The organism is Bacillus sp. LBA3-1-1.1 (genome assembly GCF_040676495.1).
Taxonomy (GTDB): domain Bacteria; phylum Bacillota; class Bacilli; order Bacillales; family Bacillaceae_G; genus Bacillus_A; species Bacillus_A nitratireducens.
Map to the genome: position 1 here is coordinate 159,801 of NZ_JBEGIB010000024.1, position 15,439 is coordinate 175,239.

Here is a 15,439-nt window from a genome sequence, read left to right on the forward strand (position 1 = left end):
TCCTTCTGGCTGTATTTATCTTATAAGTTACAATGAACTATAAGAAACGGAAATAACAACTAATTAATATATATTTATTAACCGTTGTTAATGACCCATTCTAACGGGCGTTCAACTTCCCATTTGTAAGTAAGAAGCTCAACGTCCATTAGAAGTCCCCCTCTTTACGAGGGGGGTTCTACTTATGCTTTTTTACGCAATTGATTATTAATCATCGCTAAATCGTATGTTAAACAAATCGGTTTACAGTTTACTGGACATGGAACGATTTGTGCTTCAATCTCAAATACGTTACGAAGTGTTTCACTCGTCATAACTTCATCTGGCGTTCCTTGTTTCATTAACTTACCTGCTTTTAATGCAATCATATGATCAGAAAAACGAGAAGCATGATTTAAATCGTGAATAACCATAACAATCGTTCTGCCTTCTTCTTTGTTTAACTTCTTCAGTAAGTTTAATACCTCAAGTTGATGAGCCATATCTAAGTATGTTGTTGGTTCATCTAACACAAGTAAATCTGTTCCTTGTGCAAGAGCCATCGCAATCCATACACGTTGACGCTGCCCACCTGATAAAGCTTCTGCTGGACGATTTGCGAATTCTGTCATCCCCGTCACTTCAAGTGCCCAATGAATATAGCGATAATCCTCTTCTTTCAATGTTCCAAATCCTTTTTGGTGAGGAAAACGTCCATATGAAACAAGTTCAAATACAGTAAGGCCTGTTGGCACTTCTGCAGTTTGTGGTAAAATCGCCATTTTCTTTGCGATTTCTTTCGTTGGCTGTTTCTCAATTGCTTTTCCATCAAGATAAACAGTACCTCGTTTTGCTTTCAAAATACGAGAAGCCGTTTTTAATAATGTGGATTTCCCACAACCATTTGGTCCAATAATCGTTGTAATTTGCCCTTCCGGAATTTCAACTGTTAATCCATCTATAATTAACCCTTCATTATAGCCAACAGATACCGCATCAACTGCTAAAGTTGCCATACAAAAAGCCTCCCTTTATTTTGTCCTCATAAGTAAATATATGAAATATGGTGCGCCAATTACAGAAATAACAAGACCGACCGGTATTTCTGAAGTTGGTAACACTCTTCTTGAAATTACATCTGCAAATAAAAGTAAGAACGTTCCTATTAATGCAGCCGTTGGTAACATAATTTGATGTTTACCACCAACGAGGCGTCTCGCTAAATGAGGAGCCATTAAACCGATAAAACCAATGCCGCCCGCAACAGCAACAGATGCACCAGCTAAACAAACTGCAATAAATAATAATTTACGTCTTTCCTTTTCTACGTTTACACCAAGGCCAACTGCTGTAGAGTCGCCTAAATTCATTACATTTAATATGTGTGCTTTACTAATGGCAAGTGGTAAGAAAATAACCATCCATGGGAGTACACTTAGTACAAACTTCCAATCTGTTCCCCATAAACTTCCTGCCAACCAAATCGTTGCAAAACGGAAGTCGTTAGATGTCATCTTCATAGAAAAAATTAAACTAACAGCACCAAATCCGGCTGCAACAGCGATACCAACAAGAATTAATCGAGTTGATGAAACGCCGTCTTTCCATGCTAGTAAATAAATTATAACCGCTGCCAATATCGCACCAACTAGCGCGAAGAATGGAAGGATAAATACAGATAAAAGTGTACCTGTTCCAACTTTTCCAAAGAAAAAGTAGACGAATACAACAACTGTTAATCCCGCTCCAGCGTTAATGCCGATAATACCTGGATCAGCCAGTGGGTTTCGTGATAACCCTTGCAAAATTGCTCCTGACATAGCTAATGCAGAACCAACTAATATAGCAATAACCATACGTGGCATACGAAATTCAAATAAAATAACAGATTGATCTTCTGCACCTAATCCAACCAATGACTTTAATACATCCATTGGAGGTATTTTAAATGTTCCTGTATTTAAGCTTACTAAAAATACAGCAACGATTAATCCTACTAAAATCGTTAAAATAGAAACGTTCTTTTTTGTTAAGACGCTCGTCCTCACATTTTTCCTCTCCCTTCGTTACGTGCTAAGTAGAGGAAGAATGGAACACCAATTAGCGCTGTAATTGCTCCAATTGGTGTTTCAAATGGTGGATTAATAACGCGAGATAACATATCTGCACATTCAATTAACAATCCACCTAAGACAGCAGAACATGGAATAACCCATCTATAATCTGAGCCTACAAGGAAACGAGTCATATGTGGAATTACAAGACCAACAAATCCAACTGATCCTGCCATAGAAACCGCAGAACCCGTTAATACAAGAACAAGTACTGTTCCAATGAATTTAATTAATGTAGTATTTTGACCTAGCCCAATCGCAATTTCTTCACCAAAGCTTAAAATGGTAATATATCTCGACATCATAATTGCTATAATGAGACAAACAAGACCAATCGGTACTAACATATTAATACTTTGCCATTTCACTCCAGCAACGCCGCCTGCATTCCACATACTCACCTCTTGGGCAAGATTGAAATACAATGCAATTCCGGATGAAATTGCCCCTAATAAAGCACTAATTGCAGCTCCAGCTAAAGCTAATTTCACAGGCGTTAATCCACCTGGTGAAGAAGACCCAATACCATATACAATGCTCGCTCCAAACGCAGCTCCAATAAAAGATGCAATAACAAACATTAAATAAGGTGAATTAGGGAAGAATGCATACATAATTGCAATCCCGAATACAGCACCATCTGTAATCCCCATTAACGATGGTGATGCAAGCGGATTCCGTGTCATCCCTTGCATAATTGCTCCTGATACTGCTAAAAAGGCACCTGCAACTACGCCCCCTATTGCTCTAGGCATGCGAAGTTCTTGAATTACGTTATGATGCGTTATAGACCCATCAAACTGAAATACAGCTTGCCAAACAGTCTTTAAACTAATATCTGCAGCACCAAACGAAATAGAAACTGCCATGCTTAAAGCTAACAAAATTGTGCCTGCTATTAAAATAATAGAGGCAACGAGCGGTCTGCTCTTAATCTCTTTAACATTCACATCTTGCTGTTCTATACTCCTTGCGCTCGCTTCCATCCCTCAACCATCCTAACCAACAACATATATTTAATAAAATGAAATTTATTCTCAAATAGTAATAAAAAAATTAGATGAATTGATATTTTCCTGATAATGATTCTCAGAATCAGACACTTTCTATTCTACCTACCACGTCAAAAGACTGTCAACCATTATTTTGAAATACGAATTCATACAAAACGCTATCTTATGGACATAAAAAAAGAAGAGTAATCTGTTCACTCTTCTTTTTCTTACTTATTTAACTTTGCTTCAATTTTTACAATTAATTCGTCTTCTGTTGGAGCCGCAACTGGACGATTATTTACAAACGCGAATGATTTTTTACGACCAGGGCCACAGTAAGACTGACATGCAACCTCAATCGTTGCACATGAATCTACTTTTTTTAACTTCGGAATCAACGTTTTAACGTTCGTTGCCTGACAATCATCACACACACGAAATTCGTTTCCCATTATATAACACTTCCTCTATTTTAAACTTTTCACAAGTACATTTAAAAATAAACACTAAATGGTATTTTACCGCTCTTTGAAGCTTGTTGCAAGTCTCCGGGCATAGCTCTATTCCTATATAAGGCTACCTATTTTGTATATTTTCTCCTTCAAAAGCTTTCATCATTCATAGCCACATTTTTTCTCTTCATTGAAATCTACTATATTTTTAAAAGCTTTGTATAAAAGCTCATTTTTTTGCCCATTATAAAAATAGGAAGTTCATAAAAAGAAAGGGAGTTGAATCTATGAAAGTAAGACAAGATGCTTGGACAGACGAGGACGATTTATTACTTGCTGAAACGGTGCTTCGCCATGTTCGAGAAGGAAGTACTCAATTAAATGCATTTGAAGAAGTAGGAGATCAGTTAAACCGCACATCCGCTGCTTGTGGTTTCCGCTGGAACGCTGTCGTTCGTTATAGTTATGAGCAGGCTCTTCAACTAGCAAAAAAACATCGTAAAGATAAAATGCGTGCTGCGAGCGGTGAACAAGCGAAAAAACGTTTACTTTATACACCAACAGCCTCAGGATCAATAACTGATTACGAGGAACTAGTGCCACACGAAACAGCTGTCCAATATAAAGAAGCTAGTCCATATCAAGAACCGACTGTTCCCGCTTCAAAAAGTTCAATAACAATGCAAGATGTTATTTACTTTTTACAAACAGTTGGATCTTCAAATATAAAGGTAACAGCTCTTGAAAACGAGAATACGAGATTGAAACAAGAAATTAAAGCGCAAATACTCCGAAATGAAGAACTAGAAAAGAAACTAGAAAAATTAGAACAACAATCTCATACTGTACAAGAGGATTACGAAACACTTATGAATATTATGAACCGTGCTCGTAAATTAGCAGTAATGGATGATGAGGAACGCTCACAAACATCTTTCCGCATGGATCGAAACGGTAACTTAGAAAAAATTGCAGAATAAAAAGGATGCATTGCATGCATCCTTTTTATTCTTTCACTTTATATCCGAGAAAACCCCTTTCTTCATTTTTTGCTATAATAGAGGTTGTCATTTTATAAATAAGGGGTTAGTTATATGAGCAGTTCCCGTTCAATTTTATCTCAGCCAGAGTGGCGTATTGTAGATCAGTCTAGTTTAGGACCAACATTCCATGCACTTCAGTCATTCGCAATGGATGACACATTATGCACAAGTATCGGAAATGGTAAATCAGCTGCAACAATGCGTTCTTGGGTTCATCACAATACAATTGTTCTTGGCATTCAAGATTCGCGCCTACCACATTTAGAAGAAGGTATTTCCTTTTTAAAAGAAAACAACTTCAATGTTATCGTTCGTAATTCCGGTGGACTTGCGGTCGTACTTGATGAAGGTGTTTTAAACGTATCACTTTTATTCCAAGAAACAGAAAAAGGTATCGATATTGATCTTGGATACGATACGATGTGGCATTTAATTAAGGAAATGTTAAAAGATTACGACGTTACTATCGAGGCAAAAGAGATTGTTGGTTCTTATTGTCCTGGTAGCTATGATTTGAGCATTCGCGATCAAAAATTTGCTGGTATTTCTCAGCGTCGTATTCGCGGAGGCGTTGCTGTACAAATTTACTTATGTGCGACAGGAAGCGGTTCTGAGCGTGCCGCACTCGTTCGTGATTTCTACAACGTAGCAATTCAAGGAGAAGAAACGCGATTTACGTACCCTGAAATTGTACCGAGTACGATGGCTTCACTCTCTGAATTACTTGGCGAAACAATTACAGTACAAGATTTAATGATGCGCCTTTTAAAAACATTGCAACAATTCGCTCCAAAGCTAACACCATCTCAATTAACAATAGATGAAATACCTTTATATGAGACAAATTTACAACGTATTATTGATCGTAACAATAAAGCACTTGGCTTAGAAAAATAAAGACCGTCGCTATTATAGCGACGGTCTTTATTTCAATTCGTTATAGAATTAAAGTGCTTGAGCTGCTGTAATTAAAGCTAACTTGTACACTTCTTCTTCGTTACATCCACGAGATAGGTCATTTACAGGCATGTTTAAACCTTGTAAGATTGGTCCTACTGCTTCGAAGTTACCTAAGCGTTGAGCGATTTTGTAGCCGATATTACCAGCTTCTAGGCTTGGGAATACGAATACGTTAGCATCACCTTTAATTGTAGAACCTGGAGCTTTCTTCTCAGCTACAGATGGTACGAATGCAGCATCGAATTGGAATTCTCCATCTAAAGTTAATTCAGGAGCCATTTCTTTCGCAATGCGAGTTGCTTCTACAACTTTTTCTGTTTCTGGAGATTTCGCAGAACCTTTTGTAGAGAAGCTTAACATAGCAACGCGTGGGTCAATGCCGAATAGTTCAGCAGTTTTCGCACTTTCGATACCAATTTCAGCTAAATCTTGGCTGTTTGGTGCAATGTTAATTGCGCAATCAGCGAATACATACTTCTCTTCTTCACGTACCATGATGAATACGCCTGAAGTTTTTGTAACGCCTGGTTTTGTTTTAATAATTTGAAGTGCTGGACGAACTGTATCAGCTGTAGAGTGAGCTGCACCACTTACTAAACCTTGTGCTTTGCCCATGTATACAAGCATTGTACCGAAGTAGTTTTCGTCTTTAAGGATTTTGCGAGCATCTTCTTCTGTTGCTTTACCTTTACGGCGTTCAACGAAAGATGCTACCATTGCATCCATTTCTTCGTATGTAGCTGGGTCATAAATATCAACGCCTGCTAATGTTAAGTTCATGCTAGCAGCTTTTGCGCTAATTTCTTCTTTATTACCAACTAAAATTGGTTTTACTAACTCTTCTTTTGCTAAACGCTCTGCAGCGCCTAAAATTCTTTCATCAGTTCCTTCAGGAAGTACGATAGAAATGCCTTTTCCTTGAACTTTTTCTTTTACTGTTGTAAATAAGTTGCTCACGAATAAACCCTCCTACATATGTTAAAAAACTCTATCTTTAAGAATACTGCTTTTCCTCTATATTTTAAACTTATAGCTCCCAAAAAATAGATAAAATGAAAATGATTATATTTTCATAAAATTCAGCATAGAAATAAAGCCTACTTAAGCCTTATTTTCTCCCGTTTTCCAATAAATATAAATGTGACAATTTTATGCGCCGAAACTTTATGTAGATGTTTTTAACCCTATATATGCTATAGTTAACGTGTAAAATATCATTAACTGAGGTGAATAGAATGAGTGAAGCAACAACAACGTTAGATGGCTGGTATTGTTTACATGATTTACGTTCTATTGATTGGGCAGCATGGAAAACATTATCTAGTGACGAACGCGGACAAGCAGTGTCTGAATTTTTAAATGTCGTTGAAAAATGGAACGAAGTAGCTACTGCGAAAAAAGGCAGTCATGCAATGTATACAGTTGTTGGTCAAAAAGCAGATATTATGCTTATGATCTTACGTCCAACAATGGAAGAGTTAAATGAAATCGAAACAGAATTAAATAAAACAACATTAGCTGAATATTTAGTTCCTGCATATTCTTACGTATCTGTTGTTGAACTAAGCAACTACCTTCCAGCTGATGAAGATCCATACCAAAACCCACAAATCTTAGCTCGCTTATATCCTGAGTTACCAAAAGCAAATCATATTTGCTTCTACCCAATGGACAAGCGTCGCCAAGGTGATGACAACTGGTACATGCTTCCTATGGAAGAACGTAAAAAAATGATGTATAGTCACAGTAAAATCGGTCGCCAATACGCAGGGAAAGTACGCCAAGTAATTTCAGGATCAGTCGGATTCGACGATTTCGAGTGGGGCGTAACATTATTCGCTGACGATGTTCTTCAATTTAAGAAGCTTATATATGAAATGCGCTTCGATGAAGTAAGTGCTCGTTACGGTGAATTCGGTACATTCTTCGTTGGGAACATTTTACCAGACGAAAAAGTAGAGAAATTTTTACACATATAATAATGAAAAAGGAACGAATTTCGTTCCTTTTTTTATTATCCTCTATATTTCTTCTCAAAAAACTTCTTTTCTCTGCAAATTTGAACAAAAATCGACAAATTCTTTTCAAATTTCTTGTAATATTGTAACCTTTTCACATCCAAATTTATGCTAAGCTGGTACGAGCTATATGCTAATAACGATGCGAAGGTGATAATGTATATGAAGAAAATCTTGTCTATTTTACTATTGTTTCTATTGTTAATTTCTTCCTTAGGAGTAACAACATCCCATGCGGGAGAAAAAATACATATAGAGGCAGCTGCTGCACTTCTATTTGATGCAGATACAGGAAAAATACTGCATGAACAAAATCCAGATGAATTACTAGCTATCGCTAGTATGTCAAAATTAATTGTTGTTTATGCCGTATTAGAAGCAATTAAAGAAGGAAAAATCACTTGGGATACGAAAGTAAACATTTCAGATTACGCTTATGAAGTTTCACGTAATAATGAATTCTCTAACGTACCGTTCGAAAAGGGACGCCAATATACTGTAAGAGAATTATATCATTCTATCGTTATCTTCTCTGCGAATGGATCTAGTATTGCTTTAGCAGAATTACTTGCAGGCAGTGAAAAGAACTTCTTAAATATTGCAAATGAACATGCGAAAAAACTAGGGTTAAAGAAATATAAATTTGTAAACGCTACTGGGTTGAATAACGCTGATTTAAAAGGGAAACATCCTGAAGGAACTGATCCGAATGGAGAAAACTCTATGTCAGCTCGCGATATGGGTATTCTTTCAAAAACAATTATTACAAAGTATCCAGAAATGCTAGAGGATACAAAACAAAGATTTAGAAACTTCCCAGATAATCATCCGAAACCAATTCGTATGGAAAATTGGAACTGGATGTTACCAGGTGCTGCTTTCTCCTATGAAGGAGCAGATGGTTTAAAAACAGGAAGTTCTGATACCGCTGGATATGGATTCACTATTACAGCAAAACGCGGTGATTTACGCCTTATTTCAGTTATTATTAAAACGAAATCAATGGACGAACGTTTCACAGAATCTCGCGCATTAATTGAATACGGATTTAATAACTTCGAAAAACAGAAATTAAAAGTAGATAAAAATAACAAAATTTCTGTAGTAAAAGGAAAAGAAGACTACGTAACAGCTGTACCAGAAAAAGAAGTGACAGTAGTTACTGCAAAAGGTAGCAAAGCACCTTACAAAATTTCTACTGAAGCGGATAAGTCACTCGCTGAAGATGGACATTTAGTTGCTCCTATTAAGAAAGATGCAAAGGTCGGTTCCATCGTTTTAGAACCAACTGATAAATACGGATTTTTAGATGGAAATAAAAGTATGAAAGTTGCTGCAAAAACGACAGAAGAAGTAGAAAAAGCAAATTGGTTCGTATTAACAATGCGTTCCGTTGGTGATTTCTTCTCAAACTTATGATCCAAAATATTTTAATGATAAAAAGCTAGCACACGCTAGCTTTTTTATTTTCCTCTCTCAATGTAAAACTTCGTTTGGTTGTCATATCCGAGTCCTTTTTCTCATACGTATGAACTAGTAATTGTTCCACACTTCATCTAGAAAAAACCTCTTTCCAAAGGGTATTCCAAAAAGAGAGGTGACACATAATGGGTGTTATCGCACATACAGAAGAAGATGTAAAGTTATTAGCTAGACTCATGCGTGCTGAAGCTGAAGGAGAAGGCCAACAAGGCATGCTAATGGTTGGAAATGTCGGTGTAAATCGTGTCCGAGGAAATTGTTTAGATTTTAAAAAAGTACGGAACTTACGTCAGATGGTTTATCAAAATCCTGGTGGTTTTGAAGCTACTCAAAAAGGGTATTTTTATCAACGAGCACGCGAACAAGACATTGCCTTAGCAAGACGGACCATTCAAGGACAACGTTTTTGGCCTGCAAATTTCGCTTTATGGTTTTTCAGACCTGAAGGTCCTTGCCCACCAACTTGGTATGACCAGCAAAACTCTGGACGGTTTAAAAAGCACTGCTTCTTCCAACCATCCGGTGAGGATTGTCCAAGCGTATATTAAGGAATGAAAATGAGGAGGGATTTTTGAATGGCACAGCAACAAAATCCATACTATGGAACGGGTTTTTATCAACCATCTGGAACTTATGTACAACCGCAACAAATGACCGCGCAGCAACAGCAACAACAGCAAGCGATGCAACAACAAGCTGCTCAGGCTCAATTGGCAGTTTCTCAAGGTATGTTACCACTAGAGCAATCGTATATTGAAAACATCCTTCGTTTAAACAAAGGTAAGCAGGCTACAGTTGTAATGACCTATGAACGTGGTAGTTCGCTTGGTACACAATCTTATACAGGGATCATCGAGGCAGCTGGCCGTGATCATATCGTAATTAGTGAACCGAAATCTGGAAAGCGCTATTTGCTACTAATGATCTACTTAGATTATGTAGAATTCCCAGGAGAAATTACGTATTTACCTGGCCAACAAGCAACTTATGCTCCAAGACCATAAAAAAAAGCTGGCAAATGCCAGCTTTTGTTTTTTATAACCCTTTTACAACTGCAGTTCCGACTAAAATCCACGCCACAATAAACGCTACACCACCGAGAGGTGTAATTGGGCCAAAGAATTTAATACCTGTTGTACTTAATGCATAAAGACTGCCTGAGAACATAATAATCCCAGCTACCATAAGCCAACCCGCAGCGCTTAAAAGTGATGATTGCATTTTGTCCATTAATAGAGCGACTACAAATAAGCCACCTGCATGAAACATTTGATATGTAACGCCCGTCTTCCACACTTCTAACATTTTTGCAGAAATTTTATTTTCTAAACCATGTGCTCCAAAAGCCCCTAATGCAACAGATAATCCCGCTGCAATACAACCTAGTAAAAAGAAAATTTTCATCTTAATTCCCCTTTTTATTTTTATCATAAGCAATTTTCACATATAATCCAAACGATTTAATCCTTAAAAATCAAATAAAGAATTACCATTTGCACCTTCTTCTTTTATATACACAGGCTCTCCAGAAACTGGCATAACCGGTTGAACTGTTGTTATAGGCTGAGATCCGATTATTTGTGATTGAACTTGTGGTTCTCTATACGTAGAAGGCTCAACTTGTTCATCTAATAATAAATCACATAATGCACGCACAACTAATAAATGCTCTTTTGATTTTTGTCCTTCACTACTTTTTGCCTTTGCAATTTCACTCGCCATTTTATTTAAAACCTTATCGCTAGATACTTGCATTCCTTGTCACCTCTTACTTTGTAGTTCTTTCTCAAATTGCCCCAGTTTCTCCACTGAACCAAATACTATTATCATATCATGTTCTTGCAAGTTTTCCTGCCCTGTTGGATTGTGGATAATATTCCCATCCCTTAAAATAGCCAATGTTACATCAAACTGATTTCTCACATCGCTCTCTAATAACGATTTACCAATTAATATAGAATCTTTGCCAACTAAAATTTCTTCAATGACAAATGACTGTTCTACTCCATATAACACTGTATCAATATAATGAACTGTTAGCGGATTCGCAATACCTTTTGCGATATGAATTCCTGCCATACTAGATGGATTAATAACCTTATTCGCACCAGCGCGTCGTAATTTCTCTTCTGTTTCTGGCTTTTCAGCTCTCGCTACAATTTTAATTGCATCGTTCAGTCCTCTTGCTGTTAATGTAATAAATACATTTTCAGCATCGTTTGCTACGATAGCAACTAGACCCGCTGCCTTCGAAATTCCAGCGTTATGTAATACTTGATCTTCCGTTGCATCCCCGTGTACATATAAAAGTTTTTCCTGCTCCAATATACTTTCATCTTTATCCACAACTACAAATCGAATTTTCTTTTCCTGCAATTCATATACAACTTGAAGCCCTACTCTACCACATCCACACACTATAATATGATTTTCTAACTGTGCTATTTGTTTATCCATCTTCTTCCTCCGCACTGCATGAAATAAATTCCCTTCAATAATCATAGCTGCTACTACCCCAATTGCATACGTAACGATACCGACGCCAATAGGTATAATAAGAAGAGCAAAAACTTTTCCCGCCTGCGTTACAGGAACCGCATCTCCATATCCAACAGTTAACACAGTAATCATCGTCATCCAAAATGCTTGAAATAAACTAATCTCTTCAATTGTCATAAATCCTAGCGTTCCTAGAATTACAACAAAAGTCATACATACAACTGCTATCCATAATTGCTTACGTGCACTCATATTATGTTTCAACTCTTTTCTCTATCTACAATCTTTGCCAGAGGAAATGAAATACGTATATACTAGAAACGGAATCTATGAAAGAGGTCGATATAATGAAGATATTTCTTTCTGCCTTGCAATGGGCACTATTTATTTTAGCTGGAAGTCTTATTGTACCAATTAGTGTCGCGACTAGTTACGGTCTTGATGGCGCTGAAGCCATCGCGTTTGTACAAAGAACATTATTTGTTCTCGGATTTGCTGGTCTCTTGCAAGCTATATTTGGGCATAAACTTCCTATTCAAGAAGGTCCTGCAGGCCTTTGGTGGGGAATTTTCTCCCTTTATGCAAGTTTAGGCGTCGTATTATTTGGATCAAGCAATGAAACGCTTAAGGTCCTCCAGTACGCTTTCCTATTAAGTGGAATCATTTGTATTATTCTTAGTGTTTTTGGACTTATTGATAAACTAGTTCGTTACTTTACACCGACAGTAATTGGAACATATTTATTCCTTCTCGTCGCACAACTTAGTGGCTCCTTCTTAAAAGGCATGTTTGGTCTTGATGGACAACACACAGAAGTACAGACCAACGTATTTATTCTTTCACTCGTTGTTATTTTACTATCTTTTTTCATTATGAAGCTACCTATTATTGGACAATATTCCGTTCTTTTCAGTATCGTCTTCGGCTGGATATTATTCGCATGCTTCGGATTATCTAATCCAGTAACACCTGTGACAGATATAATTCGTCTTCCATCTCTATTTGTTTTCGGAATGCCTCGCATTGAATGGAACATGGCAATTACAGTAGTTTTCGTCACACTACTACTTCTAACAAACATGTTAGCAAGTATTCGCGTTGTACAAAAGGTTGTTTCTAAGTATGAAGAAGATGCCGCTCCAGATCGCTTCAAACAAGCTGGCATTATAACAGGAATAAATCAATTACTAGGCGGCCTATTTTCAGCCATTGGTCCTGTTGCCATTTCTGGATCAGCAGGATTTATCGCAACGACAAATATTTATAAATGCCTCCCATTTATGTTAGGGTCAAGCTTTATCATTCTTGTTAGTATATTCCCAAAGATTACTTCATTCTTTGCAGCAATCCCCGTTGCAGTTGGGTATGCTGCGATTTACCCTGTATTTGCAAGCATGATTGGTCTCGCTTTTCGCGAATATGACACTGTACAAAATAAAGAACGTTTATTTAAAGTAGCAGGTCTTTCAATCTTTACAGGTGTTGGAGTTATGTTCATTCCGGCAGAAGCATTTTCTACGCTGCCACCATTTTTAGCATCATTCTTAAGTAACGGTCTCGTTCTCGGATCCGTAATGGCTATTTTGCTGGAAATACTATTTTCTCGTTCGAACGAAAAGCAACTATCGTAAATTGGAAAACTTCCATTATTGCACTCTACCTTTAGAGTTGTTACGATAATGATAAATTATCATGGGCAACACGCTCATGATAATTTATACTAACAATGCAGAACCTTTCTGATTTTCATGAAAAGAGGTTCGATGTCTTACTATATATATTCCCCAATATCTTCATAAAAATTTATTTCTATTCCAACAAAGAGAGGAATTTCCTATATGACTTATAAAATGATTGTTTTAGATTTAGATGATACTTTATTACGTGATGACCATACTATTTCACCTCGCACGAAAGAGGCTTTAATGACAGCACAAGAGCAAGGGGTTAAAGTTGTACTGGCTTCTGGACGTCCAACGTTTGGTATGCGCAATGTAGCTAAAGAACTTCGTTTAGAAGAATACGGTAGTTTCATTCTATCTTTTAATGGCGCAAAAATTATTAACTGTAAAACAAACGAAGAAATCTTTAGTAGTACGCTATCTCCTGAAATCGTTCACAACCTATTTGAAATTAGTAAAACTGAAGACGTATGGATTCATACTTATATTGGCGATGATATCGTAACAGAAGAAAATAATCCTTATACTGAAATTGAGGGCGATATTACTGGTATGCCAATTGTTGTAGTAGATGACTTTAAAGCTGCTGTTAAAGAGCCTGTAGTAAAAGTATTAATGAACAAAGAAGCTGAACGCCTTGTTGAAGTAGAAAAGAAACTACAAAAACAACTAGAAGGCCAATTAAGCGTTATGCGTTCAAAACCATTCTTCTTAGAATTTACTGAATATGGTGTTACAAAAGGAACAAGCCTAAACCAACTAATCCAAAAACTTGGTATTAAACGCGAAGAAGTTATCGCAATGGGCGATAGCTATAACGATCAGGCAATGATTGAATTTGCCGGTCTTGGTGTTGCAATGGGCAACGCACCAGATGATATTAAAAAAATTGCAAACTATGTAACAGATACAAATATGAATGATGGCGTTGCAAAAGTTGTAGAGAAATTCGTTTTAAAAACGGAAGCACTTGTTTAATATTTTCACTCATAAAACCTATTTGAAGTCAAACACTTCAAATAGGTTTTTATTTAAATTCTCATGCTTTTGTGACTATATTTTGAACTTTGCACTATTCTCGTAGTGTAAACTTTCTTTTTGTATATAATGAAACAAAATAGACTATTTTATTTTGAAAAAGAATACAAATTTACTATAAACAAGCATACGTTAAAGGAGGCTACTTTACATGTTATCTACACCAATCGGACGATTAAGAGCAATTGGACTCGTTGAGGGGATTTCTTTCCTACTACTATTATTTGTAGCAATGCCATTGAAATATTTCGCAGGATTTGCAACAGCTGTTAAAATTACAGGCATGGCTCATGGCGTTTTATTTATTCTATTCATCTTTGCAGTAATTCAAGTAACAATCGTACACCGTAAATCAATTTTATGGGCACTTGGGGCATTCGTTTCATCAGTTATCCCATTCGGTACTTTTGTACTAGATGCAAAACTAAAGAACGAACAACAATAATAAAAAGGTAGTTAACGACTGTTAACTACCTTTTCTATTTATAAATTTGGAATTTCCCAATCAATTTCTCTTTCGCCCATACTAGCTAAAATCGTATTTACTTTAGAGTACGGTTTACTACCAAAGAAACCTCGTCTTGCCGATAATGGACTTGGGTGTACAGACTCAATAATATGATGATTTGTATTCGTGATTAACTTCTTCTTCGCCTGTGCATGACGTCCCCACAATATGAAGATAACTGGTTTTTCACGATCATTTAATAACTCGATTACGCGATCTGTGAAATGCTCCCATCCTTTTCCCTTATGAGAATTCGCCTCACCTTGACGAACCGTTAACACAGTATTTAATAATAAAACTCCTTGCTCCGCCCACTTTACTAAATAACCGTTATTCGGAATTTCATAACCATATTCATCTCGAAGTTCTTTATACATATTTAACAATGACGGTGGTGTTTTAATACCAGGTTGTACAGAAAAGCTTAAACCATGCGCTTGATTCGGCCCATGATATGGATCCTGTCCTAAAATGACCACCTTTGTATTTTCATAGCTTGTATACTGAAGAGCGTTAAAAATAGCTTCTACCTTTGGATAAATCACATGCTCCTCATACTCTTCTTTTAAAAAGTTAGCTAAATTTTGATAGTATTCTTTCTCAAATTCTGGCCCCAGTAATGGTCCCCAATCATTCTGCAAAATGTTTTCCATACTTTCACTTCCTGTC

The 15,439-nt window shown here is 36.7% G+C and carries 18 protein-coding genes; 9 read left to right on the plus strand and 9 right to left on the minus strand.

The annotated features are described in order from the left end of the window. Nucleotides 1-182: 182 nt before the first annotated feature. The 4 genes from MRBLBA3_RS19535 to MRBLBA3_RS19550 all read right to left on the minus strand — a co-directional run bounded on the left by MRBLBA3_RS19535 (nt 183) and on the right by MRBLBA3_RS19550 (nt 3,540). Complete coding sequence (locus MRBLBA3_RS19535; protein WP_000212073.1) at nt 183-995, minus strand: ABC transporter ATP-binding protein; 813 nt, start codon at nt 993-995, stop codon at nt 183-185. Nucleotides 996-1,010: 15 nt separating this feature from the next. Further along, a complete protein-coding gene (locus MRBLBA3_RS19540) occupies nt 1,011-2,027 on the minus strand; it encodes a FecCD family ABC transporter permease (protein WP_363383066.1) in 1,017 nt (338 codons plus the stop codon). After that, the gene (locus tag MRBLBA3_RS19545) at nt 2,024-3,079 is read right to left on the minus strand and encodes a FecCD family ABC transporter permease (protein ID WP_000388282.1); all 1,056 of its coding nucleotides are present in this window, start codon (nt 3,077-3,079) and stop codon (nt 2,024-2,026) included. The genes MRBLBA3_RS19540 and MRBLBA3_RS19545 overlap by 4 nt, the downstream gene beginning before the upstream one ends. 236 nt (nt 3,080-3,315) lie before the next feature. Continuing rightward, on the minus strand, nt 3,316-3,540 hold the full coding sequence (locus MRBLBA3_RS19550) for a DUF1450 domain-containing protein (protein WP_000526075.1): 225 nt from the start codon (nt 3,538-3,540) through the stop codon (nt 3,316-3,318). A gap of 287 nt (nt 3,541-3,827) precedes the next feature. Between MRBLBA3_RS19550 and MRBLBA3_RS19555 the strand changes: the two genes are divergently transcribed. Together MRBLBA3_RS19555 and MRBLBA3_RS19560 are read left to right on the plus strand one after the other, a co-directional pair. Next, nucleotides 3,828-4,520 (plus strand): RsfA family transcriptional regulator, encoded by a 693-nt coding sequence (locus tag MRBLBA3_RS19555; protein WP_090813692.1) that lies wholly within the window; start codon nt 3,828-3,830, stop codon nt 4,518-4,520. Between the two features lie 114 nt (nt 4,521-4,634). Continuing rightward, on the plus strand, nt 4,635-5,480 hold the full coding sequence (locus tag MRBLBA3_RS19560; protein WP_000099309.1) for a lipoate--protein ligase family protein: 846 nt from the start codon (nt 4,635-4,637) through the stop codon (nt 5,478-5,480). 48 nt (nt 5,481-5,528) lie between these two features. Here MRBLBA3_RS19560 and pta read toward each other — a convergent pair whose 3' ends face one another. Next, nucleotides 5,529-6,500, minus strand: a complete 972-nt coding sequence (pta, locus tag MRBLBA3_RS19565; RefSeq protein ID WP_000067219.1) for a phosphate acetyltransferase — start codon at nt 6,498-6,500, stop codon at nt 5,529-5,531. Nucleotides 6,501-6,778: 278 nt separating this feature from the next. On the opposite strand from pta, the gene hemQ reads away from it, so the two are divergent. The 4 genes from hemQ to gerQ all read left to right on the plus strand — a co-directional run bounded on the left by hemQ (nt 6,779) and on the right by gerQ (nt 10,047). Further along, on the plus strand, nt 6,779-7,522 hold the full coding sequence (gene hemQ / locus MRBLBA3_RS19570; RefSeq protein ID WP_001287592.1) for a hydrogen peroxide-dependent heme synthase: 744 nt from the start codon (nt 6,779-6,781) through the stop codon (nt 7,520-7,522). A gap of 195 nt (nt 7,523-7,717) precedes the next feature. Continuing rightward, entirely contained in the window at nt 7,718-8,980 is a 1,263-nt protein-coding gene (locus MRBLBA3_RS19575) for a serine hydrolase (RefSeq protein WP_363383071.1), read from the plus strand. A gap of 188 nt (nt 8,981-9,168) precedes the next feature. Continuing rightward, nucleotides 9,169-9,591 (plus strand): cell wall hydrolase CwlJ, encoded by a 423-nt coding sequence (gene cwlJ, locus MRBLBA3_RS19580; protein WP_000538152.1) that lies wholly within the window; start codon nt 9,169-9,171, stop codon nt 9,589-9,591. Between the two features lie 27 nt (nt 9,592-9,618). Further along, the gene (gerQ, locus tag MRBLBA3_RS19585) at nt 9,619-10,047 is read left to right on the plus strand and encodes a spore coat protein GerQ (RefSeq protein ID WP_000068640.1); all 429 of its coding nucleotides are present in this window, start codon (nt 9,619-9,621) and stop codon (nt 10,045-10,047) included. Between the two features lie 31 nt (nt 10,048-10,078). On the opposite strand, the gene MRBLBA3_RS19590 is transcribed toward gerQ, so the two are convergent. The 3 genes from MRBLBA3_RS19590 to MRBLBA3_RS19600 all read right to left on the minus strand — a co-directional run bounded on the left by MRBLBA3_RS19590 (nt 10,079) and on the right by MRBLBA3_RS19600 (nt 11,794). Then, on the minus strand, nt 10,079-10,447 hold the full coding sequence (locus MRBLBA3_RS19590; protein ID WP_000688314.1) for a DUF423 domain-containing protein: 369 nt from the start codon (nt 10,445-10,447) through the stop codon (nt 10,079-10,081). Between the two features lie 63 nt (nt 10,448-10,510). Next, nucleotides 10,511-10,798 (minus strand): YwdI family protein, encoded by a 288-nt coding sequence (locus tag MRBLBA3_RS19595; protein WP_001198367.1) that lies wholly within the window; start codon nt 10,796-10,798, stop codon nt 10,511-10,513. A gap of 6 nt (nt 10,799-10,804) precedes the next feature. Next, nucleotides 10,805-11,794 carry a potassium channel family protein gene (locus MRBLBA3_RS19600; RefSeq protein WP_016130996.1) on the minus strand — a complete coding sequence of 330 codons (990 nt, stop codon included), beginning with the start codon at nt 11,792-11,794 and terminating at the stop codon, nt 10,805-10,807. A 95-nt stretch (nt 11,795-11,889) separates the two neighbouring features. Here MRBLBA3_RS19600 and MRBLBA3_RS19605 point away from each other — a divergent pair, with 95 nt between their 5' ends. The 3 genes from MRBLBA3_RS19605 to MRBLBA3_RS19615 all read left to right on the plus strand — a co-directional run bounded on the left by MRBLBA3_RS19605 (nt 11,890) and on the right by MRBLBA3_RS19615 (nt 14,707). Next, nucleotides 11,890-13,173, plus strand: coding sequence for a purine/pyrimidine permease (locus MRBLBA3_RS19605; RefSeq protein ID WP_363383076.1), 1,284 nt, complete (start codon nt 11,890-11,892; stop codon nt 13,171-13,173). Nucleotides 13,174-13,380: 207 nt separating this feature from the next. Next, nucleotides 13,381-14,202, plus strand: a complete 822-nt coding sequence (locus MRBLBA3_RS19610) for a Cof-type HAD-IIB family hydrolase (protein WP_016130998.1) — start codon at nt 13,381-13,383, stop codon at nt 14,200-14,202. Nucleotides 14,203-14,413: 211 nt separating this feature from the next. Then, the gene (locus tag MRBLBA3_RS19615; RefSeq protein WP_000953396.1) at nt 14,414-14,707 is read left to right on the plus strand and encodes a DUF3817 domain-containing protein; all 294 of its coding nucleotides are present in this window, start codon (nt 14,414-14,416) and stop codon (nt 14,705-14,707) included. Nucleotides 14,708-14,745: 38 nt separating this feature from the next. Here the strand turns inward: MRBLBA3_RS19615 and MRBLBA3_RS19620 are convergent, their stop codons facing one another. Continuing rightward, nucleotides 14,746-15,423, minus strand: a complete 678-nt coding sequence (locus tag MRBLBA3_RS19620) for a uracil-DNA glycosylase (protein WP_016130999.1) — start codon at nt 15,421-15,423, stop codon at nt 14,746-14,748. Between the last annotated feature and the right edge of the window lie 16 nt (nt 15,424-15,439).